Source organism: Haladaptatus pallidirubidus (genome assembly GCF_020700235.1).
GTDB classification, from domain to species: domain Archaea; phylum Halobacteriota; class Halobacteria; order Halobacteriales; family Haladaptataceae; genus Haladaptatus; species Haladaptatus pallidirubidus.
In genome coordinates this window covers 117,589-142,321 of sequence record NZ_CP085305.1, presented here as the reverse complement: position 1 = coordinate 142,321, position 24,733 = coordinate 117,589, and the positions used below count along the sequence as shown (strand labels likewise).

17 protein-coding genes and 3 pseudogenes are annotated in these 24,733 nt (G+C 51.7%); 10 read left to right on the top strand and 10 right to left on the bottom strand.

Features of this window, described 5'->3' with window-relative positions:
- Nucleotides 1–149: 149 nt before the first annotated feature.
- From LIX15_RS27610 to LIX15_RS27600, 3 genes are all read right to left on the bottom strand, one after another.
- The gene (locus LIX15_RS27610) at nucleotides 150–2,354 is read right to left on the bottom strand and encodes an LUD domain-containing protein (protein WP_227778434.1); all 2,205 of its coding nucleotides are present in this window, start codon (nucleotides 2,352–2,354) and stop codon (nucleotides 150–152) included.
- Nucleotides 2,355–2,666: an LUD domain-containing protein gene (locus LIX15_RS33480; RefSeq protein WP_345411337.1), complete on the bottom strand. Its 312-nt coding sequence runs from the start codon at nucleotides 2,664–2,666 to the stop codon at nucleotides 2,355–2,357.
- A gap of 1,400 nt (nucleotides 2,667–4,066) precedes the next feature.
- The gene (locus LIX15_RS27600) at nucleotides 4,067–5,242 is read right to left on the bottom strand and encodes a mandelate racemase family protein (RefSeq protein ID WP_227778433.1); all 1,176 of its coding nucleotides are present in this window, start codon (nucleotides 5,240–5,242) and stop codon (nucleotides 4,067–4,069) included.
- Between the two features lie 255 nt (nucleotides 5,243–5,497).
- Here LIX15_RS27600 and LIX15_RS27595 point away from each other — a divergent pair, with 255 nt between their 5' ends.
- Together LIX15_RS27595 and LIX15_RS27590 are read left to right on the top strand one after the other, a co-directional pair.
- Nucleotides 5,498–6,262, top strand: a complete 765-nt coding sequence (locus LIX15_RS27595) for an IclR family transcriptional regulator (protein ID WP_227778432.1) — start codon at nucleotides 5,498–5,500, stop codon at nucleotides 6,260–6,262.
- A gap of 780 nt (nucleotides 6,263–7,042) precedes the next feature.
- Nucleotides 7,043–7,261, top strand: a pseudogene (locus tag LIX15_RS27590) (ATP-binding protein); the annotation flags it as partial.
- 541 nt (nucleotides 7,262–7,802) lie between these two features.
- Here LIX15_RS27590 and LIX15_RS27585 read toward each other — a convergent pair.
- The 6 genes and pseudogenes from LIX15_RS27585 to LIX15_RS27560 form a co-directional block, all read right to left on the bottom strand.
- Entirely contained in the window at nucleotides 7,803–9,761 is a 1,959-nt protein-coding gene (locus LIX15_RS27585; RefSeq protein WP_227778431.1) for an archaea-specific SMC-related protein, read from the bottom strand.
- 157 nt (nucleotides 9,762–9,918) lie between these two features.
- The gene (gene rdfA, locus LIX15_RS27580) at nucleotides 9,919–10,539 is read right to left on the bottom strand and encodes a rod-determining factor RdfA (protein ID WP_345411338.1); all 621 of its coding nucleotides are present in this window, start codon (nucleotides 10,537–10,539) and stop codon (nucleotides 9,919–9,921) included.
- A 1,151-nt stretch (nucleotides 10,540–11,690) separates the two neighbouring features.
- Nucleotides 11,691–12,074, bottom strand: coding sequence for a hypothetical protein (locus LIX15_RS27575; protein WP_227778429.1), 384 nt, complete (start codon nucleotides 12,072–12,074; stop codon nucleotides 11,691–11,693).
- Nucleotides 12,034–12,936: an enolase-like domain-containing protein gene (locus LIX15_RS27570; RefSeq protein ID WP_227778428.1), complete on the bottom strand. Its 903-nt coding sequence runs from the start codon at nucleotides 12,934–12,936 to the stop codon at nucleotides 12,034–12,036. Before LIX15_RS27570 ends, LIX15_RS27575 begins: the two co-directional genes overlap by 41 nt.
- A 12-nt stretch (nucleotides 12,937–12,948) precedes the next feature.
- Nucleotides 12,949–13,131, bottom strand: a complete 183-nt coding sequence (locus LIX15_RS27565) for a hypothetical protein (protein ID WP_227778427.1) — start codon at nucleotides 13,129–13,131, stop codon at nucleotides 12,949–12,951.
- A gap of 56 nt (nucleotides 13,132–13,187) precedes the next feature.
- Nucleotides 13,188–14,028, bottom strand: a pseudogene (locus LIX15_RS27560) (fumarylacetoacetate hydrolase family protein).
- Between the two features lie 144 nt (nucleotides 14,029–14,172).
- Here LIX15_RS27560 and LIX15_RS27555 point away from each other — a divergent pair.
- The gene (locus LIX15_RS27555; protein WP_227778426.1) at nucleotides 14,173–15,543 is read left to right on the top strand and encodes a nickel pincer cofactor-dependent isomerase, group 22; all 1,371 of its coding nucleotides are present in this window, start codon (nucleotides 14,173–14,175) and stop codon (nucleotides 15,541–15,543) included.
- Nucleotides 15,544–15,606: 63 nt separating this feature from the next.
- On the opposite strand, the gene LIX15_RS27550 is transcribed toward LIX15_RS27555, so the two are convergent.
- The gene (locus tag LIX15_RS27550) at nucleotides 15,607–16,755 is read right to left on the bottom strand and encodes a Gfo/Idh/MocA family protein (RefSeq protein WP_227778425.1); all 1,149 of its coding nucleotides are present in this window, start codon (nucleotides 16,753–16,755) and stop codon (nucleotides 15,607–15,609) included.
- A gap of 157 nt (nucleotides 16,756–16,912) precedes the next feature.
- On the opposite strand from LIX15_RS27550, the gene LIX15_RS27545 reads away from it, so the two are divergent.
- From LIX15_RS27545 to LIX15_RS27515, 7 genes and pseudogenes are all read left to right on the top strand, one after another.
- Nucleotides 16,913–18,019 (top strand): Gfo/Idh/MocA family protein, encoded by a 1,107-nt coding sequence (locus LIX15_RS27545; RefSeq protein ID WP_227778424.1) that lies wholly within the window; start codon nucleotides 16,913–16,915, stop codon nucleotides 18,017–18,019.
- 185 nt (nucleotides 18,020–18,204) lie between these two features.
- A complete protein-coding gene (locus LIX15_RS27540; protein ID WP_227778423.1) occupies nucleotides 18,205–18,972 on the top strand; it encodes an IclR family transcriptional regulator in 768 nt (255 codons plus the stop codon).
- Nucleotides 18,973–19,258: 286 nt separating this feature from the next.
- Nucleotides 19,259–20,491, top strand: a complete 1,233-nt coding sequence (locus tag LIX15_RS27535) for an ABC transporter substrate-binding protein (RefSeq protein ID WP_227778422.1) — start codon at nucleotides 19,259–19,261, stop codon at nucleotides 20,489–20,491.
- A gap of 178 nt (nucleotides 20,492–20,669) precedes the next feature.
- The gene (locus LIX15_RS27530) at nucleotides 20,670–21,512 is read left to right on the top strand and encodes an ABC transporter ATP-binding protein (RefSeq protein ID WP_227778421.1); all 843 of its coding nucleotides are present in this window, start codon (nucleotides 20,670–20,672) and stop codon (nucleotides 21,510–21,512) included.
- A complete protein-coding gene (locus LIX15_RS27525) occupies nucleotides 21,509–22,357 on the top strand; it encodes an ABC transporter permease (protein ID WP_227778420.1) in 849 nt (282 codons plus the stop codon). The genes LIX15_RS27530 and LIX15_RS27525 overlap by 4 nt, the downstream gene beginning before the upstream one ends.
- 1 nt (nucleotide 22,358) lies before the next feature.
- Nucleotides 22,359–23,228 (top strand): ABC transporter permease, encoded by an 870-nt coding sequence (locus LIX15_RS27520; protein ID WP_227778419.1) that lies wholly within the window; start codon nucleotides 22,359–22,361, stop codon nucleotides 23,226–23,228.
- A 177-nt stretch (nucleotides 23,229–23,405) separates the two neighbouring features.
- A pseudogene (locus LIX15_RS27515) lies at nucleotides 23,406–24,674 on the top strand (glycerate kinase type-2 family protein).
- Nucleotides 24,675–24,733 lie beyond the last annotated feature (59 nt).

The window sequence follows — 24,733 nt, the reverse complement described above, 5'->3', positions numbered from 1 at the left end:
CTTCATTCTCAGCGTGGTGCAATAGGTTTTACTCCGCAAGATAGGAAAATGGGGCTGGAACCTTATCTGAAGAGAGTAATATAATTACTCCCTTTTCCTGATTAACGTTATTTTCTATCATTTAAATTCGAGTTAAAAGAGTAATCGCGTCAGGGTTCGTCGGATGCAAGTATTTCAACCGGGTGTTTCACACCACTACCCAGGAGGTCAGTGAGTTGTTCAGTACACGAGGTTCCAGAGGCAACAATCGTTCGGTCTGTCTCTTCGGTAAACTGGTCAGCGAGAGTTGAACCCACGTCCATACTCAATTCGTAGTACTCTGATTTATACCCAAAGCTACCGGCCATGCCACAACATTCGACGTCGGACGTGATAACATCGTAACCGAGGCGATCAAAGACTGCTTCGGTGTACGCATCGAGTCCTAACGTCCGTTGCTGGCAATGACTATGGTAGGCAAGTCTCGAGTCAGCACTGGAGAGGGATTCCGCATCGGCACCATTTTCCAACAGGCCGAAGACGTACTCAAGGATCTCATAGCTGTTTTCAGAGAGTATATTGAACGCATGCATAGGGAGCAACTTTTCGTAATCATAGCGGAACATCACAAGATCGCTTGGCTCGATGACAACCACATCAGTACCTGCGTCAATATAGCTTCGGAGCTGATCAAAAACTTGCCTGGCTTTTGATTCGGCGGTGTCGATCATTCCTTGTGAAAGCGGTGCGCGTCCACTTCCAGAAATATTCGGGATAATAACCTCGACACCGAGTGATTCGAGAACTTTAACGGCATCCTTCCCACGCTCTACAAGAACATAGTTCGTGTAAACATCCGGGTAGAGTACGGCAGTACGGTTGGCGCTACAAACTCTACTGCCTCCCCGAGCCTCGAACCAGTCGACGAGTGACTCGCGCTGGAATGAAGGAAATTTGCGACGCTGGTCGATACCCACAAACCGGCTCAGCACGTCTCTGACAAGGGACGAATCAAGCATCCAGTTCGAAATAGGCGCCGTTTGACTCGCGACCTTCGCCATTGTTTCGAAGTTACCAAACGCTCGTTTCTGGAGATCGAGCCCCGCAGGTTCTTCGTCAGGAGTTAATCCTTCGACGAGAAAATCGTATTCCGCACGATCATGATCATGATTGATCCGGTTGCGAACGACCGTGTTGATCCACGGAATGTCGATTTTCACTGGACAGGCGGTCACGCAGCGCGAACACCCTGTACAAAGATCATTGAACTCGGTCGAACTTTCAATGCCGTGAACGCCCGTCTCCCAACCGGTGGCGATACCGCCAGTGTAGGTTTCCCCGCCGAAGGCATGGCCGCCAACGTGCTGGAAGTTTGCACAGGAGTTCGCGCAGGCACCACACCGGATACAATATAGCGTCTCTCGCAACTGCTCGTCCTCTCGCATCTTCAACCGGCCGTTATCGATGAGAACAAGGTGGAACGAGCGATCTTTATTCGATCCGAATACCGGCTCGTCGGCGTTCTTGAAATCCAGCGTGGGAGATTCAGTTGGCGGGCTGAACAGCGACACGTACTGAGAGATGTCCTGCCCGGTGGCTGAACGTGCAATGAGTTCAATAAACGGTCCAAGGTCGGAAAGTGACGGAATGATTTTCTCGACACCGGTGACTGCAATATGAGTATCAGGTGTCACAGCACATTTTCGCGCATTTCCCTCATTGGTAACGAGCGTAATCGTGCCCGAATCAGCGAGTACGAAGTTTGCGCCAGTCATCCCGACATCAGCGGCTCGGATCCGATCACCAAGATAATCCCGCGCAAACTCCGTAAGCTGTTCTGCCGTCTCGAATGGTTCCTCAGGGTCGAAATATCGGTTGAAGAGGTCGGCTACATCATCAGTAGTCCGATGTAGCGATGGCCCAACGAGGTGCGATGGTGCTTCGTCTGCAACTTGGAGGACAAACTCCCCAAGATCCGTTTCCCAGACATCAACACCGTCTGCTTCCAGTGCCTCATTCACCTCGATTTCCTCTGTCGTCATCGACTTACTCTTCACGACGGAGTCTCCACCGACTTCACCGACGACATCTCGGATATACGCATTGGCATCTACAGCGTCATCAGCGATGTACAGATTGCCACCATTTTCTTCGATAGAATCACGAAGCGTTTCTACGAGTTCTGGAAGTTGCTCAATGGCATTCTCCTTGATCGCGCGAGCCTCCGTACGAACCGCCTCGTAGTTATCGAACTCTTCGACAGCATCGTATCGTTCTTCGTTGAAGTGAGTCGTGTTCTCTTGAACGCTTTCGCCTTCAGTCTCTAGAAGATGGCGGATTTTTGTCGCCTTCCGACGGCGAGTATCGCTGCTCATCTATCTATCCTCCACGATAATGACACAGGTGGCTGCTGGACCGTGAACACCTTCAACAAGTGCACCCATATCGCCAGTAGCGCTGACACCAGTTGCGAAGACGGCGGATCGCCGTCCGTCGGCGAATTCATCATCTAACCATTCGAGTGCGTTCCGAATATCCGGAACAATGTCGCTTTCACGAACTACGGCAACGTGACGGGGTGGATAGAGACTAACTGGTTCAGTACCCTTGGGCGAAGATTGTAAAAGTAGACTGCCCTGGGCTGCAACACCGAGTGCGGCGGGAGTAATGCCGGTTTTTGCGTTCATGAGTTGCTCCGATGACGGAGAAAGTGTCACACTTATTTTTTCGAATGAGATATCGTCAATATCTAGTGGAACGCCCACAGCAGGCGGTTCAATAGATTCACTGAGTGCTTCGGTAAACCCATCGGGGGTCGTCCTTGTACACCGAATATTGAGATTCCGCAACGACGATTCGAATGTTGCGACCGAGTTTGTTGCCATACATTCAAATTGTGAATAGAACGTGATAATCATTTCTTATCGTATTGAGTGACGTTCACACTGTTTGTATCATCAAATTCACCACCAGAAGAGGAAATAGTCACCGAGTCATGGGCTAAACGCATGTCGTCGCGATCGCGAGCAGCTTTGATAAGCGGTTCAGAGTCTAATAGATAGCGAAGGTGGCTCGTGTCTGTTGTCCGAATCAAACGTGCTTGCTCGGAAGGAACAACACCAATTGTTGAGAGGCAGGCGAGTAATTCTGCAGCGTCGTTTTCAACAGTCAGGGAAATCCGAATTGAACGCGGAGAAGTTGCTGTAAGTACGTTGATAAAGGTTTTTGCGAATCAATCGCTGCCAGGAGATCAGCATGGGTAGAATCGGCAGATCCGATACCGTGCGACGCTTCGGTCAATTTGCGAACGAATATTCATTGATTTCTGATGCTTTCAGTTCAAGTTCGGTGAGACCGTACACGAGCCGACCGATAACATTTGTATCCATTCTTACACCCGAGATATCCTTGTCTATACAACCAACACTAATATATCGAAATCGTCGAACGGTAACATCGGTAATAGATCGTAAGAATGCTCTAATAGCTGAGCTTCACGCTCGAGAAAGCTGCTTGCCGATACCCTTTCGATTATTGCGGTATCATCATTCTGGTCTTTGACGAGAGCAATCCCCCGATAACTGATAGCGCTTCGATCAAAAGTGCAGACAATTCAGGAATCACCCGCCGTGACTACCCACTGCAGGAAAAATAAACGGATTGTAGTCGCGCTTTTTCAACTCTGAAATTATTTCTGCCACAATTATCAGTATATTTGGTATACCAAAGCCCAACACTGACGGCGACTGCGCTGCAAGCCGCGGGGAAATCAAGTGAATCAACCGCATTAGCTGCATGGTTCTGAATGTCTGTTTCGGGGATTGGATCCGTGTTCCAGAGCTGCTCGATGGCTTTCATTTATGGAACCGATTTATCAATGCATGCATTATGTATCGTCGTCTCAAAAATAACAATATTTGGCGTAGAATCGCGAACCATACTATACCCATTCAAATTGCCTACTTAAATATGGGGGGGAAAACCTCTATTCGAATTGTAACGTGAATACACATCCACTAACGCGCTTACTCGGAAATCCCGGTAATGGGTTTTCAAAAATCAGAGAGGGAAATATTGCGGCAGTCGTTCACTCGTAAGTGTGGACACTTCCAGTAGTATTTGACTCGATGTAGTCCCAATCATACTCTACACCGAGACCGGGTTCATCCGGAACCGGGATCGTCCCGTTACTGTCAATTGCGTCTATCATATCGGAGTAATTTCCGTGATACACGGGGGGCTGCGTGTTTTGACACTTCGGATGAACGAGAGCGAGTTCGTAGTAGTTCGAGTTCCGTGTCGCCGCGATACAATGCCGCTGGGCAGGGCCGGGTGCATGAAATTCGACGTCAAGTCCAAACCCTTCTGCCACTCTGGCACGCTTCATTGCACCAGTGATACCACCATCGTACTCAGGATCTGCTCGTACGAAATCGGTTGCCTCGTTTGCAACGAAGTCAGTGGCGATCTCGAGACCGCGGACATGCTCAGTCTGTAGAATTGGAGTATCGAGCGCCTGTCGAAGCTTTCGATGTGCATGTTGAGAAATTCCACCATCGCGGAACGGGTCTTCGTACCAGAAAAACTCTTCTTCATCAAGCGCACGTCCTAATTTGAGTGCATCTCCGAAGGTCTCTAACTCACAGGCTGGGTCGTGCATAAGATCCATCTCATCACCGATGCGTTTACCAACTGCGTGTACGGCTGCTATTTCGCGGTTGAGATCCCGGGCTGTATCACCGCCTCCCCAGCCATGAATTTTGTATCCAGGGAAACCACGATCATAGCATTCTTCAGCGAAATCGGCGAATGCTTCTGGGGAATCTAGCCCGCCGTTTTCGTCTCCGTGATAGGTAGATGCGTAGACTGGTATTCGCTCTCTATATGTTCCAAGCAGTTCGTGAATCGGTGCGTCGTAATATTTTCCTGCGAAATCCCAGAGTGCGATATCGATTGGGCCGATTCCCATCCGATCGTACTTTCTAAGAGCACGTTTGACCTCACTCCAGTGTTTTTCACGTTTCAGTGGGTTCTTACCGATGAGATAATCAGCGACGGTATTGTACTGAGCGGCCCCTGGTGAGTTGCCACCAATATACTCTCCAGTGATACCGGTATCAGTCTGAACCTTAATAGCGAACAATTTTCGCTCGGTGGTTGCTCCCGGTTCGTATACGAGATTGAAACCATGTGTATCAGTACCAACATCTTCTAACGGATACTTGAATTCCGTGCTCTCTATCTTCGTTATTTCTGGTGCCACAGTAACGGATTCTGATGCCACAGTATAAATTTTTCTGGATGTGACTACTCTCGCGTATGACTATGAAATGACTACAATCGACGTTTTAGCTCGAACTGATGGGTTTCGTTCTCATTACGAGAATATGAAGAGTGGAAAAAGGGGATAAACAAAGCGACAATACATGGCAAATACGAATTGTGTCCATATTTTTATTAGCTAACCTGTTCTCTATATCAGAATAAAATTTTAGTGTTTGCCATGATAGGGCACATCATGGAAAAAACAGCAAAACACCCGGTGCAAACTACCGAAAAAACGATCCGGCTCGTCGAAGAACTCAAAAACAGCGGTAGTTGTGGAATTACTGAACTCGCAAACCGCCTAGATATGGGTAAAAGTGCAGTACACAACCATTTGGCTACGCTAGAACAACATGGCTACGTAGTTAGTGAGGCTGGAACGTATCGACTAGGTTTGAAATTCCTGGATATCGGTGGTTACACCCGGAACCAGATGGAATTGTACAAAACCGCGGAATCACAAGTGAAGCTGTTGGCAACGGAGACCGGCGAGCGGGCAAACTTACTGACCGAGGAACATGGTATGGGAATCTACCTATATCGTGCAAACGGAGACCAAGCGGTTGATTTGGATACTTATACTGGCGTTCGAACTTATCTTCATACCAGTGCGCTTGGAAAGGCGATTCTTGCAACACTACCTGAAGAGAATGTCGAAGCTATCCTCGATCAGCATGGGCTTCCGGCAACCACTCCAGGGTGTGTAACTGATCGCAGCGAATTATACGACGAATTAGAAACGGTTCGTGATCAAGGCTTTGCGATCGATGATGAGGAACGTATGGAGGGTCTCCGCTGTATTGCGATGCCAATAACATCAACGAAGGGGAATCCATTGGGAGCTATCAGTATCTCCGCGCCATCCAGCCGAATGAAAGGAGAGCGGTTTCAAGAGGAAATTCCAGAACTGCTACGTGGTGCAGTAAACATGATTGAACTTAATCTCAACTACTCCTAGCCACGGATATTCTCTATTCTATTCGACTTAGAATTGGTATTACTGGGGAGAAAAACCCCTCTATAATAAGAACAAAACCCTATTCGATACTAATACTCGTTCTCTATTTCGTGAGCGGTTCGAGGAATGTCATTGGTCAAACTCAGCTTGTGGTACCATCAAACGTGTTCGATCCTATTCGGTGATCCGGCCTTAGTTGTTTGCTGTACTTGCCTTCTTCAAGATTGAGCCTAATCTTCGAGGATATAGACGACTGGTCGCTAATCATGATAGTTTTCACACAAGTAAGAGAATTCCACATATTTAAGACAATTATAGTTCTGGCGTTGTAATATAAGCAATGTAATTGATACCGCAATTGCTACTGAAAACCAGCAAAAGTTATATTATATGTTTGGAACAGTCATGGAAGAACTCAAGCAAAGTCAAACGAGTGAGTCGTAAATATGGATTAGACGGAATGGGTGAGACACTCGAGACCTATTGAATCGGTGAGGCAGGAGGTTGTGATTGCATGATGTAAATCTAACCACGCTCGCCACGTAGCTAAGCGATCGAGTCTCGGTTAAAGTGATGTCGGCAAAAAATCGGTCGAATTCACGGCTGCACATCACTGAGAAACATAATATCTTGATTGAATCTTGATGCAATAAATGTCGATTGGAAATTAGCAGAATTGCTGCCTACACTAATGGCTAATCAGCCTCCGTTACGATCCTGCTATCGTGATAGTGGATGTAGTAAGGAAATTCCTTTATTCTCATGGCAGATGTGATTTATATGAAACCATCACAGAAGAATTCGCACCAGATCCAGTTAACTACAACCAACATCGGAGACATCCATCAGTCCAAAGTTACATTTTCTCCTGGTGTTACTATTCTTACCGGCCAAAACGCAACCAATCGAACCTCGTTTCCCCAAGCGATCACGGCTGCTCTTGGCAGCGACCAAGCTACGCTCAAGGGCGATGCGGAAGAAGGATCAGTAGAACTCACAATTGTCCCTAGAGTTATTATCCCTTCGTTAGGAAGCGTTACAATCCTATATATGTAACAACCTCATGATCCATGGACGGTCATCGAATCGTTGCTAGTCGGATACTCGAAGTATGAGTTGGAAGCGATGGCTCGAAAACCGAGACAACCGCGGTTTCACAAGTCAATCGGGAATCAGCAATGAGAAGAATCGTAATGCAGAGAGTATAGTCCGACCACACCTATGAGTTTTTGTCGCCGATGTCAGCAGATGTGGCTTCCGACTTGACGATGGGCGGAGTGAACAGAATATTAAGCAAATTCTATGGAATAAACTCGAGAAAGCAGAGAGGAAAATAGAAGCTGACAACAGAATATAGCAATTGGCATTCTCAGAATTTATTGAGTGTAAATGGTTTCACGGAGTTAAATGCGAAAATATGACTTTTATTAATTTGATAATTTCAAATTATTATTCCACTATCTGAAATATCATTATAATACATCAAAAATTAGAACTATTCTTCATAGCTAAAAAATGCTAGAGAATCTCGCCAAGTTCTCTAGATTTCTGTCACTCGCTCGTACTCATCATCAAGCGCAGCAGCATCCTCAGGCAACAAGGCAGCAACAAGATAGCCAGCATAGTCACTAAAGTACTCTACCAATGTCGCAATTCGATCCGAATCGATCGCTTCGAGCGAATCTAAGAGGATAAATGGCACGCGGTCATAGACATCGTGAACGAGATAGCCTGCGAGTGCAAACACGAGTCCAGTGACTTCTCGCTCACTTTCACTCAGATGGTCGATCGTATCTTCATAGGTCGACGCTGAGTCGGTCGTGCGAATCACATGCAAATTGAACATGCTTTTTGTGACTTTCCGACGACCCTCGCGAACCTCCTGTTCCGTGCGTTCGATCCAGATTCGATCGAGATTTGCATAGTCAAGCAGCTCCAGCATGCTCGCCATGTGCTCGTTGAACTGTTCGACAGCGTTGGCCTCGATTTGATCAATCCGTGTCCGGAGATCTGCTAGTTCGTCTTGGATCTCCGCTCGCTTGTTTTCGAGTTGCTCTTGTTCGGCCAATTGGTCTTCTATGTCCGAAATTTCGGCTTCGACGTCGTCGAGATCGGTTTCAAGCCGCTCCAGCTCGAACTCGAGCTGATTTGCTTCGCGGTGGAGGTCAAGTACTTCGCTGTAGTCCTCTTGCTCGAGTTCCTCTACGTCTTGTTCGAGAGTATCGATGTCATCGGTTATTGCGGCGCGTTCATCACGCAGGTCATCGAGTTTGGCGGTTCGATCGTCAAGTTCAGTTTCGAGCTGCTGAAGACGCTGTTCGATCCGCTGACGTTCTTGTTGTTTGGCCTTAAGTTCAGATTTCTCCTCTTCGAGTTCCCGCATCTCGGCATTTAGCTCACTTCGTTCATCGAGTTTTTCCTGCCGAAGCGATCGTAACTGATCGAGCGTCGACTCGATTTTCTGTTTCTCGACTTCGGTTCCACATGTCCAGCAGACAACAGTCTCTGTATCGGCAACAAGTTGATCCGTAAGCGACCCATCTGAATCTGATTCAGTCGTCGATTGGAGTGCGGTGCGAATATTAGGGCTGGTGCCCTCAAGCATTTCTTCGTTGAACTGAACGATTGTTTGCAGTTCGTTCACCGTCGAATCGAGCTGTTGCTTTCGTTCGCGCAACGCCTGAAGCTCTTGCTCGAAGTCCGTCGTTGGGTCAGTTGAAACATCTGGAAGCTCCGCCTGCTCGTTCTCTAGATCCTCAAGTTCATCCTGCAAGGCTTCGATACTATCCTCTTCAGTGCTGATCTTGAATCTGACATCCTCGAGGGTTGATCGTGTCTCTCGCAATTCATCCAACTTTTCTTCAAGCTCATTTTTTTCTTTACGGGTTTCACTAACGTCAGAATCAGCCTCTTCGAGTTCAGTCTCTTTTGTTTCGAGCGCTGCTCGTTTCTCCTCTATTTCGCTTTCTAAGCGGGTTCGCTTTTCTTCGAGATTAGGAAGCTTTTGTTTGAGAGATTTGAGTTCTTCCAATTCGCTATCGATCTGGCGTTTTTCTGTAGTAAGTTGCTTAATGTCGGCCTGGATCGCTTCGGTATCGACAGGGCGCATGATCAGATCTCGTAAATCATCTCCTCGAGCGACTGCGCGCCGGGCTTCATTCGATTCGAGCAAGAACGCGAACAAATCCGCCAACTCTGGATCATCGAGATATGGGTCACCGCTTGTTGCAACAGTTCCGTTCTGCCGTGTGAGCGTGCGGGTGTACGTCTCGTCGCCGATGGAGAGTTCGACTGAACCCTCGGTGGCATCACCTTTGAGCGAGGCTCGTTCACTACCGAGTGCCGCCATGATTGCCTGAAGAAATGAGGTTCGGTTGGTTGCGTTTCGGCCAGTGAGAACGGTGACTCCTGGAGAAAACGTAACGCTGGTTTGGTCGATTCCACCGATATTAGTAGCTGAAAGCTCAACTGGAGTTCGATTTCGTTGCGTTGATTCCATATCACCTCTTTTGATTGCGAGGTTATAAATGAATTTCCATATTGTGTCCAATCGTGTTTTGAGTGTTACATTATACGCGTTATTTTCTTATCAGAGATCAAATATCCGCTCAATATGAACTTCCTAATGTAAAAATAATTTTAGTTCACTTATAGTGTTACATCATGCAATCACAGCCACCCATTTCGAGAAGTTCAACTATTGGGTAGGACTGACCACATTCGTTACAGACGACTCGAACGTCGTTGATCACCTCGAAGTCCGCCAGTTCGATTCGATCCGTATTACGAAGATTAGTGAGCGTCGTTTCAGCAACTGCAACCACCCGGTTCTGGAGACGGCGGATAGTATTTGTTCCTTTTTCGATCTGTGTCTTGGTATTATCCACTTTTGATTTGTGGGATACTTCTCGATACTTAGTGAGGTAGGTATAGATCGCCTGGTGAGACACAAAATCCTTCTTGAGTTGCTCTACGTCAATTCCATCACGAGCGAGCGAATTTTCAGTCTCTATCTGGATCCCACTACTAACCGTCTCATCAGTGAGCAGTCGATAGGTATTTTCAACCTCCCCTTCCAGTTGGTTGGCATTTTTTTGATTTAGCTCGGCCCCTAGCACTGCTTGATTGAAAAAATCAGCGAGATCACGAAGACTATATTGCTCTTCAGTTTCACCAGTCCAGTAGGCTTCAAGCGTCTCTCCCATATCGCCTAATCCATACTCTCGAATCACTCGCTCGACTTTGCTTGTCGTCTCTCGCGAAGTATTATCAGACATTTTATATCAGTCCTGTTTTAATATGCCGCATCTGTTACAGAAGTAGTATTGTAATTTATTTAAGTGTGACGGTTCTCAATGAGCACTGTACTAACCCCCATAATCTAAAATTATTTAGCCATGCTCTCCGAAATTTGTGTTCGATTTTGAACTGATTCGTTGATTACGCTCAACGGAGCGATTGTTTTCCTAAATATTCCCATCGTATTAAATTGTACATCTGGTAACTCGTCCTGTTCGGTCTTGAGTTCGGACAGCTCATCCTGAAGTGCCTCAATACTATCTTCTCCGGAGTTGAGTTAGATTCGCACGCGTGTTCGCCGGAGACAATAGCGGGAAGCCGACCCGAGGTTTTTCTTCGCCTCGCAGGTGACGCGTCCTGGGCAGGTACTGTACCGGTGTACCCTTTCACCCCACTTCGAAAACCTGCTCGTCCCAGTGCCACTATTTGCGACTCATGTCGGCTACGGAACTATACGACTGGCCCGACGTGCTGCACATTGATGAATCCGCCGGTTGCGCTGCTAGTTTGGCGCTTGGATCGAGTATCTCCTTTATTCTAAAAATATTGAAAATTTTTAAAAGCGGTAGCTCAATACTAGTATTATGGTTATTTTTTAAATGAGTATGACATGAGTGATTGATCCATTGAAGCAAAAGCGATCCAACTCTTGGAGTCGAAGGGATATTTCGACTCGTACGACGTTATTCCCGAGGAGCCACTAACGACCGAACTTGCTGGTCGGTAGGCTATAATTACTGAAACACTATTTACCGATAGAACTGTAATTATCACTACTAATTTCACGTACTTTGATAATTATTTAGATAAATATATTCAAAAAGGCAAACTATTGGAGTTATTTGATCGAATTAACCACATAGGAAGTAACGATAGTATATTGCTAATTAGTTATTATATCCATCGAATGGATCCTTACACACACATATTTGGATAACTATATTATCTTAGGCTAGCGAATGTATCGACGTCACCAATTTTCCCGTTCGGAGCTTTCTCCGATGATTTCGGAAGCAGCACTGGATTCAGCGCTGCCACTTGTTACTGAGATGCCATCGGTGAGAGTCCTTCTAGGTTAATTACTACTCCTGAATAGCCCTGATTTGTGAATACAACCACTTGTGTTCGTTCATCGAGTGATTGATACCCATTCGATCAGCGGCGTGAACTGACATATGTCGAGAAGGGGAGCGACACCGAACGGAGCGTTGATAATCGTATCGAGGTCGAGCGTCCCGTCTTCTATTTGGAGCGTGACGAAGTCGCCGTCATGGCATCGGTATAAGTCAGGGTGTGCTGAGAGGATCTTCTGTTGTACTTCCTCTGGAAACGCGCGCAGTCCCTGGAAGTAGTGGTGACCATTCCGCTCTATGTGGTCGGCGCCGATGGTCGCCGCAACTGCGAGGTCCTGGAGAAACTCGACAGGACCGACCGTAGTCAAATCCTTGGCACTGATGACGTACTCACGGTCATCAGCGTTTTGATTGTAGTAGGTGACCAGACAGGCATTCACGATGCCCTTGAACACCCTTACAGTTTTTATGACTCATGCCGGCGTAGCCGTGCGAGAGTGCAGTACCGGTGCTATCGATGCGATTATCGGATTCATCAATGATGATGAGCGGCGCGTCGTCCCAGGTCGTGAATACCTCCTGGGTCTTCGAGGTGAGCGCTTCGTCCCGCGGGAGGGGCTGTTCGACGTTGACGAGTTGGTCGAACAGGCCGGCGCAGTCGGAGTTCGTCTGAAGGACCTCCCATTGGCGTTTGAACTGTCCGGCAGAGTCGTAGCCCTCGTTGGCATCCACGGTGCAGCGGTCCTCTTCGACATCCAGATCGGCGAGCACGTTATCGATCCGGCTGAGCCGAGCCGCATCCACTTCGCGGTCGGCGGCGAGTTTGATCTTGAAGTGGTTCACGCCGGCCTCATGGACATATTCGGTGAGAGCCAGTGGGAGGACATCGTCGGGTCGCTCGCCGGTGACGTCCGCGTCCGTGAGTGGGTCGTCGAGGCCAACAGTGTGCCTGATTGTTGTGCTGTGTTTCGGCTCAGTCGGCAACAAGTCGGCAGGTTCGTAGGGGGCCAGTTCGTCGTACACCGCACCGAGGTCGATTCCTAGCAGATTCTCTCGGACGGCTGTCGGGAAGGACACACCCTTCGCGCGACAGACGGCATCGATCAGTGCCTGCTCGACGAGGCTGACGCCGTATGACCACAATAGGGCAGGGTGATTCGTATCGTCGGCCCTCTCGCGCTGGCGCTCGTAGAGCGACCACCAGAACGCGAACGCCGTCGGCTTCGTGTCAAGGCTCTTCGCGATGTCCGCGGCCGACCGAAACACATCGACCATGTTCCGGTAGCCCGTTTCGAGACGCATCTTCGGATCCTTTTAGAACCAACCGGGAATCAGTCCGCCCATCGCGATTCCAATCTGTTGTGCCCCGTCGACGTCGACTTCGAGCCGGAGGAACAACTTCGGAATCTCAGTAACTTCGACGTTCCCGAAGTGGAAAGGGAGTCGCGTCTCAAGGTCGATGACGTGGAATACTGCGTGTGAAACTCCGACCGTCATGGCGCTTCAAACACTCGCCAACCTCAAATGGCTTTCCCGCGATCACTTGCAGCCGTTCACTCTGCCACGACGTGGTTCGTGAGTGTGCCGATGCCAGCTATTTCGGCCTCGCACGTTTGGCCCGGTTCGAGCAGGTCGACAGGATAACGGAAAATGCCGACGCCGCCCGGCGTACCGGTCGAGATGACGTCGCCGGGCTGGAGCGTCATGTTCGCGCTAATGTAGGACACCAACTCGTGGACGTTGAAGATGAACTGGTCGGTGTTCGAGGACTGCTTGGTCTCTCCGTCGACGCGCAGCGCGACATCGACGGCGTTGGGATCGAAATCACCGCCCGTTGTGAGCGTTGGGCCCATAGGCGAGAAGGTGTCGTAGCTCTTTCCCCTGAAGAACTGGCCGTCGGAGAATTGGGCATCTCGGCCGCTCACGTCGTTGAGAACCGTGTAACCAGCAACATGTTCCAGAACTTCATCCTCGTCTATATCTTTGGCCATGCGGCCGACGACGACTGCGAGTTCGACCTCGTAGTCGACCTGCTCGCCCTCTGGGTGGACGAATGGATCGTTTGGGTTCGTGACCGTGGTCGGAGCTTTCGCGAACAAGAGTGGTTCGTCGGGGATCTCCTCGTCTTGTTCTTCGGCGTGGTCGCGGTAGTTGAGGCCAGCGCAAACGATCTTTGGTGGCCGGGGAACCGGCGCGAGGAAACTCGCTTCGTCAGCGTCGATGGCCGTGAGGGACTCGTGCTCGACGGCACGTTCCACTTTTACTATATCTGTGGTTCGTCAAGTCTTGGTAAGACGGTTCGCCCGCTGGGAAGTCGGCAAGTGTGCGAATATCGTTGTCGGTTCTGACGCCCCACGCGGGGCCGCCGCCGCTGTTGTATCGAACGAACTGCATCGAATGAAGAAGGTAGCGCATACACAATAAATATTAAGATAGTCAGTCTGACCGCTGTCAACGACTGGCCATTTGACAGTCTCCGTCGTGGTTGCCATATCTAGCGGGGGTATATTTATCAGGAGACACGCCCAGCGTACTGGTATGAACGCGAATTCTTCGAGAAGTTCGCTCGCAGTCCCGGAAGAAGCGATACTTGAAGCGTGTGGTGAGACTCCGTTTCCAAAACTTGGACTCATCGAACAGGTCTGGGAGACAAATCCAATTCCACGAAAGAAAATCAGCGATAGAGCAGCGGAGGCCTTCGGATCGCTTCGTCTCGAAGACGTTCCCGACGGAGGTGAGATCGCACTCGGCGTTGGCAGCCGCGGTATTGCGAACCTCTCGCGTATTGTCACTGGGGTGGTCGCCGAAGCGGAAGACCGCGGTTACGAACCGTTCGTATTCCCGGCGATGGGCAGTCACGGCGGCGCGACTGCAGACGGCCAACGCGAGATGCTGGCAGAACTCGGCGTGACCGAAGACGAAGTCGGCTGTGAAATCCGGTCGAGCATGAACGTGGTTGAGGTTGGTCGTACCGCTGACCGCGACGTACCCGTCGTCGCTGACGCGAACGCGGTCGCGGCCGACGCCATTGTACCGATAAACCGCATCAAGCCACACACGGACTTCGACGGCACAGTCGAGAGCGGCCTCTCGAAGATGCTCGTTATCGGGATGGGAAAACAGCGCGGCGCAAAGATCGCGCATGACTGGGCGGTCGATTGGTCGCTTCGAAACATGATTCCGGAGATAACCGACCAGCTGCTCGACGCCTTACCGGTTGTTGGGGGTGTCGCCATTCTGGAAGACCAGCGCGACGAGACCGCGCTCCTCGAAGGAGTTCCACCGGAGGGGTTCCTTGACCGGGAGGCCGAACTCCTTGAGCAGGCCTACGACGTCATGCCGACGCTCCCATTCGACGACATCGATGTGTTAGTCCTCGACCGCCAAGGGAAAGACATCAGCGGTCAGGGGATGGATACGAACGTCATTGGTCGCCGACCATTCGCGATACAAGAACCGGAACCCGAGATGCCCGACATCAAGCGAATTTACACCCGCGGGGTCACTGACGTGACGCATGGCAATGCCATGGGGATGGGCTCGGCTGACTTCGTCCATCGCAACCTCCTTGTCGCGGTGGACATGCCGACGACGCTCATCAACGCGCTAACTGCAAGCACCACAAGAGGGGTGCGCCTCCCACCGGTAGTCGAAACGGATCGCGCGGGCCTTGTCGCTGCGCTTTCGACGATCGGTATCGTTAGCCCTGAGGAGGTTCGGATCCTCCACGCGGCCGATACCATGCATCTCCAGCGCTTGTACGCCTCTACCGCGCTCATCGAGGAGGCGCGCGAGCGCAGCGACCTCCGGGTCGTCGAGGAACCGTCACCTATCGACTTCGATTCCGGTGACTTTGTCGCCCCGACCCCACATGTGGCGGGCGGAGGTGGCGAATCGACCAACAACTAACCTCCTTTTTACTCCCCTCTGTAACGCGATCCGTCGCTTCGCTGATCCCTAGGCATTAGGTTGTTAGATTTCTAGATCGTCAATGGCGACCCGTCGTCCTTCATCCGAGGACTGGTAACTTGCTTCGGTGAGCTGGACGCCTCGAGCGCCAGCGGCGAAGTCCCATGGGAACGGCTCGTCGGCCACGATGTGGCTGATAAACTTCTCCCATTGGAGCTTGAATGCGTTTTCGAATTCCTGGTTGTTGGGAACCTGTTCCCAGTCTTCGGTGAAGTCGTTCTCTTTCGGTGTGTCGGGATTCCATTCGGGCTTAGGCGTATTGGAGTGGTGTTGGACTTTGCAGTCTCGCAGACCGGCGACGGCGCTACCTTCGGTTCCGTCGACCTGGATTTCGAGTAGGTCGTCGCGGTTCACACGAACTGTCCACGACGAGTTGAGTTGTGCGACGATGTCATCTTCGAGTTCCATGATGGCGTATGCCGCGTCGTCGGCCGTCGCTTCGTATGTGTCCCCGTTTTCGTCGACGCGTTCGGGAACGTGGGTCTTCTCGAGACACTGGACGGTCTCAACACGCCCAAAGAGGTTCTCCAGGACGTAGCTCCAATGAGAGAACATGTCGTCAATGATTCCACCTCCGTCCTCTGCGCGGTAGTTCCATGAGGGGCGCTGTGCGGGCTGGATATGTCCGGTAAACACCCAATATCCGAACTCGACGCGAACCGAGAGGATGTCGCCGAAGAAGTCCTGGTCGATGAGTCGTTGGAGTTTCATCAACCCGGGGAGCCAGAGCTTGTCTTGAACGATGCCGTGCTTGACACCACTTTGCTCTGCCGCTTGGGCTACCTCGATCGCGGTGTCGAGGTTGCCTGCCAGCGGTTTCTCACAGTAGACATCCTTCCCGGCTTGGATAGCTTTCAGGAGGGCTCCGGGCCGCCGTGGGGTGATCTGGGAGTCAAAGTAGATCTCGTCGTCGCCGTCGAGACAGGTCTCCAGATCGGGATCGGCGATCCAGCGCTCGACACCGTGTTCCTCGCTTAGCCTGCGGAGTTTGCGTTCGTCCCGGCCAACTAACATCGGATCCGGCAATACCTGTTCCCCGTTGGGGAGTTCGACCCCGCCGTTCTCGCGTATCGCCAGAATCGAGCGGATGAGGTGCTGGTTTGTTCCCATTCGACCGGTCACGCCGTTCATAATTATGCCAATCTCTTGCATGAGGCTAGTACGTCATAGGAAACTCCTATTTCAACCTATAAGAATATTTTGGTCACCAGCTAGATTGATCGTTAGCTGTGGTTTGTTTTCGTTAATTCGATCTCCCGATATCGCCTACAACCGCAACTTTTTATAATGAGTTGCTTGACACGGATGTATGGGTGTGAACATCGGTTACGTCGGTATTGACCACCACCACCGCGACCCGTACTTCGCCGTCGCAAGTGAACTAGACGCCACTATCACAGCAGTCTGTGAACCTGGACGTCAAGTGGATATCAACAGCATCACCGCCATGGATGAGCGACCTGACGAAGTCACCACGGAGGGACAGAACATGACTGACCTCGTGGCCGGCGCGACGGTCTATGAAGATCCGCACGAACTCGTTGCCGACAACGGCGTTGACGTCGTCTGGATAACGTATCGGAGCGACAAGACACCAGCAATCATCGAAAGCGCTGTCGAGAACGGCGTCCACGTGATTAGCGAGAAGCCGATAGCACGGACGGCCGCAGACCTCGAAGACATCGCTCAGCGGGCGAACGATGAGGACGTTACCGTCTCACCAACGATGTACTACCGGCAGAACCCGGTCGCAATGGAACTTCGCGACAACGTTCGAGACGGCTTCTTCGGTGACGTGTGGACAGTCGACGGTCGGTTCAACGCCAGTCAGCTCTCCTATCGAAACACCGATCACTACATCTATGACCGAGCAACGAGCCGTGGCGGTGCCCTCCAGTGGATCGGTCCCCACTGGGTCGATATCATACCGTGGATTCTCGATGACCCCATCGAACGGGTAAACGCCGAGTTCCATGAGGCGGCGGAGGCCGATGTCGAGGCCGGGGCGGTACTCCAGTTTGAGACGCGCGACGGAACCCTCGGCACCTACCACACCGGCTACTACTTGAACGACCGTGGCAAGGACACTCATCTCGGGGTATATGGAACCGACGCTCAGGCGCTGACGCCGCTTCACCATGACTCCCTCCAGCATGAACCAACAGTGCCACTCGAAATAACGTCGGATAACACGGATTGGACGGCCGCCCCAACGCGAACCACTGAATTCGAATTCTCCTACGATCGCTTCCCGGCCTGGGGTGACTTCGTCCAAGACTACTTCGATGCATACTTCGAGGGTTACGAGACCGGTGACGTCCCCGCGACGGTCGACGACGCCGTCCAACTGCTCCGGGTTCTCGACGCAGCGTACGAGTCCGGCGAACGCGGCGATTGGGTCGAGGTCGCGAACTGAATCCACTACAAGTTCGCTAACCATCGAGCTATTTTTCCAACGTTATCTCGCAGGATTGGGACGTAATCTATCGTTGCGTCGTACTCATCGAGCCTTCGAACTATGGCTATCGTGATCATTCGTCCTGCCGACGCTAAGTGTTCGTCTATGCTGAACTTTATATAGACAGCCGTAAATTACCACGTATGTCAGGCAAAGACGGGTCGGACACGCTTCAGACAACTACGACCTCGATAGAGATACTCAAATTCCTTGAAAAGGTTGACGGTGCAAGAGTCTCGGAGATTGCAGAGGGGATGAACCGACCCAAGAGCACGGTATACGGTCACCTCGCCACGCTGGAGAAGAATGAGTTCGTGATACAGCGCGGCGATTTTTACTTGCTCGGCCCCGAACTTCTCCGGCTGGGCAACCACGTTCGAACGCGCGAAGACGGATTCGTTCTAGCGCGCGAATTCACCGAGCAACTATTCGAGGAGGTTAGACTCCGATCCATCTTCGCCGTTGAGATGGGTGGTAAAGCCGTCTTTATCCACACCGCATCAGGGAACAAGATAGGCTGGACTCACGAACGATTGGGAAACCGTCTTCACCTGCACAACACCGCGGTCGGAAAGGCGATACTCGCCGAATTGCCGGACTTGCAAGTTGAACGAATAATAGATAAATGGGGGCTGCCGAAGGAGACGAAGAACACGATCACAGACCGGGAATCTTTGTTCGCGGAGATTGAAGAAATACGCGAACAGGGATATGCCGTTAACAATGCGGAGAATTTCAAGGAATTGCATGCCATCGGAGTGGCAGCGACCAGGCAGTCAGGCGGCATCATTGGCGGGTTCAGCGTCACTGGACCAGAACACTCGATTACGGGTGGAGAGCGGGAGACTGAACTCGCAGATGCAGTGAAGAAGATAGTCAGCGAATTCGAACTAGAACTTGCACTTGCGTAGCTTCCATGCGGGTATCTCTCATGGCTAACTGTTCGATATGTTCGAATCTTATGCTTCATAGCCCTACGTTACAGAGTTAGGTTTGTAATGCTGTATTCGTTATTCACATGCTGAGCGGGTTGGTGATAGATATCCGTTCGACATAGCCGAATTATTTATACTCTAATTTAGATTGACTTGCAGAGAAAAGAACAGCGGATGAGAGCCACAAGAAAATAAGATGTATAGAAAATATATTATTATATACACAATCATTTTTATACAATGAGCCTGAATGAGGTTCCGTATGTCCGACCGAGAACCGAGTGCAGCAGAAGAACAGATAGTTGACAATCTCGACAACATCCTCCCAGGAGGTGTTGATCGCCGGAAATTCCTGCATGGGTCACTGAGTTCGCTCGGTGCCATGATGCTGGCCGGCTGTACCGGTGGCGGAGGAAGCAACCAGTCTACCACGGCTGGAGAAGGGTCAGCCAGCGGCAGTGGAAAGGCTACCTTCACGACGCCCTGGAAGAAGGAGCCTTCGTGGGGACACACCCACGTAGCTGCAGGCAGGGGATACTGGAAAAACGCCGGCGTCCCAAACATTAACGGGACGCGGGGAAACGGTTCAGACACAGAGGCACAGAACATCGGTGTTGGAAACAAGGCTATGGGAATCAGTTCCCTGACGACCGCGCTGAGCGTCTACCCGAAGACGCAGGATACCGAGGCGCTGAACATGTCCATTATGGGGCTGGCTCGGGGACGACCGCTCCTATCGCTCATCTGGCGGAAGGATCAGATGAAGGATAGAACAGATCTCGCTGGAAAGACGATTCTAGCGGCCTCGGGATTCGCGGCGGCGACCTCGGAGGTCTATCCGAATCTCGTTGGTGTCGACCCGAGCAAGGTGACCATCGAAGAGGGGACAGAGGAGGTTGCCGCCCCGAAACTCGCCAATAACCAGGTACAGGCTATCTGGGGATCTATCGATCTGTTCCCCACTTACCAAGAGCAAGTCGACGCCGAACTCGGCGTGACTCCGTTGACTGCCTTTGGCGCGTTTCCGGGGTTCCCAATCTGGGTCAACAACAAATGGTTTGAGAACAAGGAGAACAACGTTGAGTTCATGTCTAATGTGCTAACTGGATATTTCAAGGCTCTGAAGTGGGGTCTGTTGAACCAGTCTGAGTATCTCGACTACCTCAAGTCGGAGGTAAACCCCAATCTTCGGACTTGGACTGAGGAGGAACTTGTAGGCCAGCATTCGGTCAATTGTGCTCAGGCAGTCACGCTGGACATGAAGGACAACGGACTCGGTTACTTCACCGAGGGCGGCATCTCCTTCGTGCTTGATAACGCCGCTTCTGCGCTGGTTGACAATCCTAACGCGCTTCCGAGTGCGAGTGACCTTGTCGACACACGCGCCTACGAACAATCAGAAAAGGTAAAATTCACCAATAAGGAATGGAACCAGCTGGGTGAGAACGCGGGCGAGATCTGGTCCATTTTCAAAAAAGCCGAGTCCAGTAATTGAACAATTCCCATTGACATCAGACTACCAGTTGGTACCGGGCTAACCCGCCCTTGTGGGATGTGTACAAGCCACTGGCGGGGGAACACACTGTAGCGTCGCAAACAGCGCCATAAAATATAATGTATTTTACCTTAACAGGTACGTTTAATAATTCGGAATCCAACGTCATTGATAGAGAATGAGTAACAACATAGCGCGGGACTCCGCAGATAGCGGGAGAACTGCCTCGAAACGCATGATAACTTACGACGATGTTCAAAAAGTGTACGGGACCGACCCGGCCGAAGAATCAGTGACGGCGCTCCAGGACATCGACCTCAACATCGAGCACGGAGAATTCGTTTCCGTCGTCGGTCCGTCGGGCTGCGGGAAGTCGACACTACTACACCTCGCCGCTGGAATTTTAGAACCCACGGACGGCTCTATCAAGATAAACGGCACAAGCGTCCAGAGCACACAACACCAGCGAAAAGAGGTCGGGCTTGTCTTCCAGCACCCCGTCGCACTTGAGTGGCGCACCGTCCGAAAGAACATCATGCTCCCCGTCCAGATCCTGAAAGAGAACGGGGCGATCGACGGTGACATGGACGAGTATCGAGAGCGTGCCGACGAACTTATTTCGCTCGTAGGTCTCAAGGGATTCGGCGATTCATACCCGAACGAACTCTCTGGCGGGATGCAACAGCGCGTGACGATTAGCCAAGCGCTAATCTACAACCCGTCGGTTCTCCTAATGGACGAGCCCTTTGGGTCACTGGATGCGATGACGAAGGACGAGTTGAATCTCGAATTACTACGGATTTGGCGAGAGACCGAGAAGACTATTCTGTTCATTACCCACGACCTCGACGAAGCTGTTTTCCTTTCAGACCGGGTCGTTGTTCTCTCGCCGCGTCCGGGAGAGGTGGTCGATGAAATCGAGATAGACCTCGAACGGCCGCGAAACGAGGAGACCAGAGCGACCGAACGCTTCGTCGAACTGTCCACGAAGCTCCACCAGCACTTCAAGAGCCTGAAATGATCGGGAACGTAGTTCGGAAACTGGGACTGAACGCCTCGGACAGAAGGTGGTACAGCATCGATAACACTCGGGCGACACGCTGGTGCCTGTCAGGATTAGGCATTGTCCTCTTGCTCGTGTTTTGGGAGGGAGCGACAACGCTCCTGGCGCTCAATCCGAAGTACTTTCCGGGGCCGATCGATGTCGTGAATGAATTAACGCGCATCTGGTCAGCGATCACATTTGTACTGCCTAAAACACTCTCGGCGGCCTTCGTCGGGTATTTCATCGCTCTGGGATTATCGATCGTTATCGCTATCCCACTGGTGGCGAACGAGCGGTTGTTGAACGCCCTCATGCCGTTCATCGTGGGTATCAACACCGTCCCCCGGATAGCACTGACACCGCTAGTTATCTATTGGGTGAGTTTCGTCACCGTCTCCGGGCTGTCGACGGCGAACTACGTCATGGCCGTTTGGGTTGCCTTCTTCCCCATGTTAATCGCCGCTATCGACGGATTCAGCGATGTCGACGAGTCGACGAAGAATATGCTTGAGATCTACGGGTCGACAACATGGCAGGAATTCAAGTACGTCCGATTACGAAAGGGATTACCATTCATCTTCGACGGAATGAAGATTGGATTCATACTGGCTATGATCGGGGCCGTCGTCGGTGAATTCGTCAGCGGAACGCCAGGAATCGGATCGATGGCAGCCTCGGCAATCGGCCGCACAAGCATTTCGCGCGCGTTTGCCATTGTCCTCATACTGGGATTCATCAGCACTGGCGTCGTGCTCGCCGTGTATCTCATCGAGAGCAGGATCATTTTCTGGAAGAAATCCTCGATAATGGGGGATAACTAATATGTCGATACGTTCGGATCAGCGGCTCTGGCAAGCACAACGGTGGATCAAGCGACGGCTTCCGACTGTCGCCGCGGGACTCTTGATGCTCCTCTGCTGGGAGGGAATCGCTCGCATTATCGATAACAACCGCATCTTCGCCAGCACCTCATATACGAGACAGCAACTAATGGCCCAAATCGACACTGTCTCCATCAAGATAACCGAGACGTTCACGTCAGTCGTCGTTGCCTTCATCCTCGCTACCATAGTGGGAATCATCCTTGGGGTCGTCATCGCCGAAGTATTCACTGTTCGACAGATGTCGATGCCGTTGATTATCTTCGCATACGCGGTGCCCCATCCGGTACTAGCACCGATGTTCGTCATCTGGTTCCTCGTCGGTAGCGACATTGTGCTGTTCACCTTCACGGGCCCATCGGCCTATCTCTTCGGGTCGGTCACAGCAGAGCAGGCCCAACAGGCCATCGCAATTAACGGCGTCACGGCGTTCGGAGCCTGGGTCGGATTTTTCCCGGTGTTCATCAACACCATCACAGGGATGAACGAACTCGAGGACCGATTCGAGCACCTCGGCATCGTACTCGGAGCCACGCGGTGGCAGATGGTCAAGTACTTCCGGTTCTGGCGGGGGCTTCCAAACATCGCGAGCAGCATGAAATCGACCGTCCAGCTCTCCATTGTGGGAGTCATCGTTGCGGAGTTCATTGCTTCCTCACAAGGCATTGGCTACCAGATTGTTCTTGCCTGGAAGAACGCTGACCTCGGCTACATGTTCGGCGTCGTTCTTGTCATCATGCTGGGCTCTTACATCTTCTACCAGACCGTCGTGTGGGCGTTGAAGGTCGTGACACCACCAGGATCGGTTTGATCTAACCCACCTTTGACAGACCGAAACAGAAAACACCTACCAACTTCGAACGACAGGACAAATAAACTGGATGGATCAGAGACTCAAGACAACTCCGTACGGAAGCAACCATGACACGGACATGATACCAGACGCCAACGACGTCGATGACCCGCCCGGACGACTCCCCTTGAGTGCGTGGCCGCAGGAATCGAAGCCGCACAGCCCTTAAATGTGGTCGCCGAGAGGTTGGGACTTGACAGAACTGAGCTGGTCGTTGGCGACGAACGGTACGACCTCGACACTTACAGCGACGTGATCTTTATCGGTGGCGGTAACGCGGCCGCTACCGCGGCGAGCGCGCTTGAAGACGTTCTAATTGACCAGATTGACCGCGGCGTGGTCGTTACCGATAACCCTGTCGAGACTGAACGAATAGAATTCCTCCCTGGCGACTATTCCGTCCTCAGCGAGCGGTCCGTCGGGATCGCACGTACACAGTGCTGGCAACCGCCAAGTCGGCCGGAGTCGACGACCTCGTCGTCGGAGTCGTCACCGGCGGCGGAAGTGCGCTCTACCTGCCCCAGCCGACGGCATTGACCTTTCCGACCTGCAGTCAACAACCGAGGGACTGCTCGCGAGCGGAGCAACCATCGGGGAGATAAACGCTGCTCGTAAACACTGCTCAGACCTCAAGGGAGGTCAGCTCGCCGCGGCGGCATCGCCTGCGACAGTCGTCGGGCTGGTGTTTAGCGACGTCGTAGGCAATCGATTCGACGTCATCGTTAGCGGCCCGTTGACTCCCGACGAGTCGACCTATCCGGATGTACTGGAGGTCCTCAAGTGCTATGAAGTCGACGTCCCTGACCCGGTCGAAACGCGGCTTCGCCGGGGCAGCGATGGGATATATCCGGAAACACTCGGCCCCGCCGATGACGTGTTTGCGACTGTATCCCAGCACGTGCTCGCAGACGGGACTACCGCACTTGACGCAGCCGCTGCAGTGGCACATACCTTCGGTTACAAACCGCTCGTATTGAGTTCATGAATCCGTGGAGAGGCCTGGGAGGCGGCTAAAGTTCTGTCCGGCTTGCGGAATCATGTGCTGCCACCGGCGTGCCGACTGAAGCACCAGCAGTCCTGCTATCGGGCGGCGAGACGATCGTAACGATTCAGGGTGACGGCGTCGGCGGTCCCAATCAAGAGTTCGCGTTGAGCGCAGCCCTTGAACTGACCAATTCAGACATAGTCGTCGCCAGCGTCGATACCGACGGCATCGACGGCAACTCCGAGGTCGCCGGTGGTATTGCAACCCGAGAAACAGCCGACACCATATCTAAGGCCCGCGAGGCGCTCGAGAACAACGACGCCGGGCGATTCCTCGACTGCCGCGACGAGTTGAATGTCATCGAGGCGACTGGGACGAACGTCAACGACCTCCAAGTGTTCGTCGTGCCCGGACGGTGAAAACCGGACGTCGAGTGCCAGATTCTAGGGGACTAGTGGTAGTACCACGTCCAGTTGTC

Bases quoted from the DNA above. Each gene is read 5' to 3' on its own strand.
- LIX15_RS27610 (WP_227778434.1), bottom strand. From the start codon at position 2,354: ATGAGCAGCGATACTCGCCGTCGGAAGGCGACAAAAATCCGCCATCTT.
- LIX15_RS33480 (WP_345411337.1), bottom strand. From the start codon at position 2,666: ATGAACGCAAAAACCGGCATTACTCCCGCCGCACTCGGTGTTGCAGCC.
- LIX15_RS27595 (WP_227778432.1), top strand. From the start codon at position 5,498: ATGGAAAAAACAGCAAAACACCCGGTGCAAACTACCGAAAAAACGATC.
- LIX15_RS27585 (WP_227778431.1), bottom strand. From the start codon at position 9,761: ATGGAATCAACGCAACGAAATCGAACTCCAGTTGAGCTTTCAGCTACT.
- rdfA (WP_345411338.1), bottom strand. From the start codon at position 10,539: ATGTCTGATAATACTTCGCGAGAGACGACAAGCAAAGTCGAGCGAGTG.
- LIX15_RS27570 (WP_227778428.1), bottom strand. From the start codon at position 12,936: ATGCGTCTCGAAACGGGCTACCGGAACATGGTCGATGTGTTTCGGTCG.
- LIX15_RS27565 (WP_227778427.1), bottom strand. From the start codon at position 13,131: ATGACGGTCGGAGTTTCACACGCAGTATTCCACGTCATCGACCTTGAG.
- LIX15_RS27555 (WP_227778426.1), top strand. From the start codon at position 14,173: ATGAACGCGAATTCTTCGAGAAGTTCGCTCGCAGTCCCGGAAGAAGCG.
- LIX15_RS27550 (WP_227778425.1), bottom strand. From the start codon at position 16,755: ATGCAAGAGATTGGCATAATTATGAACGGCGTGACCGGTCGAATGGGA.
- LIX15_RS27545 (WP_227778424.1), top strand. From the start codon at position 16,913: ATGGGTGTGAACATCGGTTACGTCGGTATTGACCACCACCACCGCGAC.
- LIX15_RS27540 (WP_227778423.1), top strand. From the start codon at position 18,205: ATGTCAGGCAAAGACGGGTCGGACACGCTTCAGACAACTACGACCTCG.
- LIX15_RS27535 (WP_227778422.1), top strand. From the start codon at position 19,259: ATGTCCGACCGAGAACCGAGTGCAGCAGAAGAACAGATAGTTGACAAT.
- LIX15_RS27530 (WP_227778421.1), top strand. From the start codon at position 20,670: ATGAGTAACAACATAGCGCGGGACTCCGCAGATAGCGGGAGAACTGCC.
- LIX15_RS27525 (WP_227778420.1), top strand. From the start codon at position 21,509: ATGATCGGGAACGTAGTTCGGAAACTGGGACTGAACGCCTCGGACAGA.
- LIX15_RS27520 (WP_227778419.1), top strand. From the start codon at position 22,359: ATGTCGATACGTTCGGATCAGCGGCTCTGGCAAGCACAACGGTGGATC.